Source organism: Staphylococcus sp. EG-SA-18 (assembly GCF_017151825.1).
In the GTDB taxonomy this organism is placed as follows: Bacteria; Bacillota; Bacilli; order Staphylococcales; family Staphylococcaceae; genus Staphylococcus; species Staphylococcus aureus.
Map to the genome: position 1 here is coordinate 1 of NZ_JACYVY010000062.1, position 2,343 is coordinate 2,343.

Here is a 2,343-nt window from a genome sequence, read left to right on the forward strand (position 1 = left end):
ATATATAATATAAAATAATGGTTATCTGAGTATGAAATGCAAGTAAGTGAGGTAGTTAAAAAATGAATCGAATTGAAAAACATGCCAAAAACACTTTTATTATTCTGATGCTCATTATGTTATTTTGGATTTTTATGAGTTTTATTTTCCAGAAATTATTATTTCCACCTTCGAAAAATAATTTAACTACATATGAAGCATTAAAATATTATACACATTTAAAGGGATATTACGGTTTGGATCATATATCAAAAGGAATAGCATACATTGCCTGTGTGTTAATTCCATTCAATTTCTTTTTTAGATTCAATGACATCAAAAAAGATAATAACTATAATAATATTATAAGTACGTTATTCCTATTATTATACTTTTTAGTTAATGGAATTTCGTTGATTATTCAAGGATTCACTGCAGAATTTACAATTAGTTTAATTAGTGAGTCAAATATTCATAATAATCATGAATTTGCTGTGAACTTATTTAGATATGTCATACAAGAAGGTGGTATTTCTTTTAGTACATATCTAGTGTGTAACTTTTCTATAATAATGTGGTTATTCTTTTCGTGTTCTTTATTAAAAGAACGAAAACCAGTTGTCAGATGTTTACCATTAATTATATCTTGTTTAAAATTAATATTAATCCTACTTTTTTACTTTCAATACTTTTGGTCATATATCAAACTCAATCTGCACAAATCTTATTTATTTTTATAGATTTTCTAAATTTTGTCGCGTTAATTTTAGTTTATTTATGTACTAATCCTAATAATAGAGGTATTGATAAAATAGCATGTGTTAAATAAAAAGTTAATAGTAACTACAAACATACTTTACTAATAATCAAAACGACTTATACAAACTCGAAGTTATATAAGTCCCCTTATGGAATTTCACACTCTAGTTTACATAATATATATTATAGGAAGTTATGTGTGTGTAACGCAAAAGGTACCCTACATCATAATCATTATCTAATATCGTCACATAACTTACTTATGCTATAATCATGGTATTATATTGTTTGGAGTGATTTGATGAGATTTGTCTTTGATATTGATGGTACGCTTTGTTTTGACGGCCGATTAATTGACCAGACTATTATTGATACATTGTTACAATTACAACATGATGGTCATGAACTTATATTTGCATCAGCACACATTAATTGGCGCAAATGGTGCTATGATTTCACAGCAATCAAAGATTTCTGTTATCAAACCAATTCATACAGATACATATCACCATATCTTAAAAATAATTCAAAAGTATGAGTTAGATTATATTATTGATGATGATTGGAATTATGCTGCACAACTTGACGCTGAGAACGCGATTTTTGAGCGTTTAGATCCACATAAGCTGGCCAGTTGTATTGATGTTGCAAATATCGACACGCCAATCAAAGTTATTTTATTAAATATAGACCCGGCACAAATTACAACTATATTAGACGAGCTAAATAAATACCATCAAGAATTGGAAATGATTCACCATTCAAATGAGTATAACATTGATATAACAGCGCAAAATATTAATAAATATACTGCATTACAATATATATTTGATGCAGATGTTAAATATATAGCATTTGGTAATGACCACAATGATATTGTCATGTTACAACATGCTAGTAGTGGCTATATTATAGGACCATCAGAAGCATACACACACGCAATATTGAAACTTGATAAAATCAAACACATCAATAATAATGCACAAGCTATTTGCAAAGTCTTAAAATCATATAAATAAAAAACACCCCTATCAAATGATAATCATTATCAATCGATAGGGGCTATTTTAATAAAATTCGTCCTCGAACATTTCTTCCTCTTCATCTAATCCAAATAATTCTGCCATTTCTCCATGTTCAATTAACATGTTTAAATATGCATCGCGGAGTTCTTCTTCACTCATATCATTAATCATTTCTTTAAGACTATCAATCCACATATTTCTGCGTAATTGATAGTCTTCTTCAACTTCGTTTAACATCATTATATGTTTATTTGCTGCTTCTGGACTAGCTGTAAAGAGTAATGCAATCATATGTTTACATATCACTCGTCTTCCATCAGCATGAGGACAATTACATTTGGATTTTCTAGGATGTTCCATATCAATATAACAACGATATACTTTGTTGCCACTGCCCTTTACTTCAGCCTCATGCTGCGTTTCTGAAAATGATTTTAAGTTAATGACGCATTCACTTTGATAATAATTAAAGCCTCTTTCTATAGAACGAATACTTGCAATATCAAGTAATCCCATTAATGATACTCCTTTTTATTATTATTTTTAAATAAAGAAAATAAAATAAATAAGTGTCTAGATT

Annotated in this window: 1 protein-coding gene and 2 pseudogenes; 2 read left to right on the forward strand and 1 reads right to left on the reverse strand. The window is 28.3% G+C overall.

All coding sequences use genetic code 11. The annotated features are described in order from the left end of the window. Positions 1–62: 62 nt before the first annotated feature. A pseudogene (locus IDG66_RS11990) lies at positions 63–808 on the forward strand (hypothetical protein). A 231-nt stretch (positions 809–1,039) separates the two neighbouring features. Further along, positions 1,040–1,757, forward strand: a pseudogene (locus IDG66_RS11995) (HAD hydrolase family protein). 48 nt (positions 1,758–1,805) lie between these two features. On the opposite strand, the gene IDG66_RS12000 reads toward IDG66_RS11995, so the two are convergent. Continuing rightward, positions 1,806–2,279, reverse strand: coding sequence for an SWIM zinc finger family protein (locus IDG66_RS12000; protein ID WP_000523668.1), 474 nt, complete (start codon positions 2,277–2,279; stop codon positions 1,806–1,808). Positions 2,280–2,343 lie beyond the last annotated feature (64 nt).

Coding starts and splice junctions, on each gene's coding strand:
- IDG66_RS12000 (WP_000523668.1), bottom strand. CDS start 2,279: ATGGGATTACTTGATATTGCAAGTATTCGTTCTATAGAAAGAGGCTTT.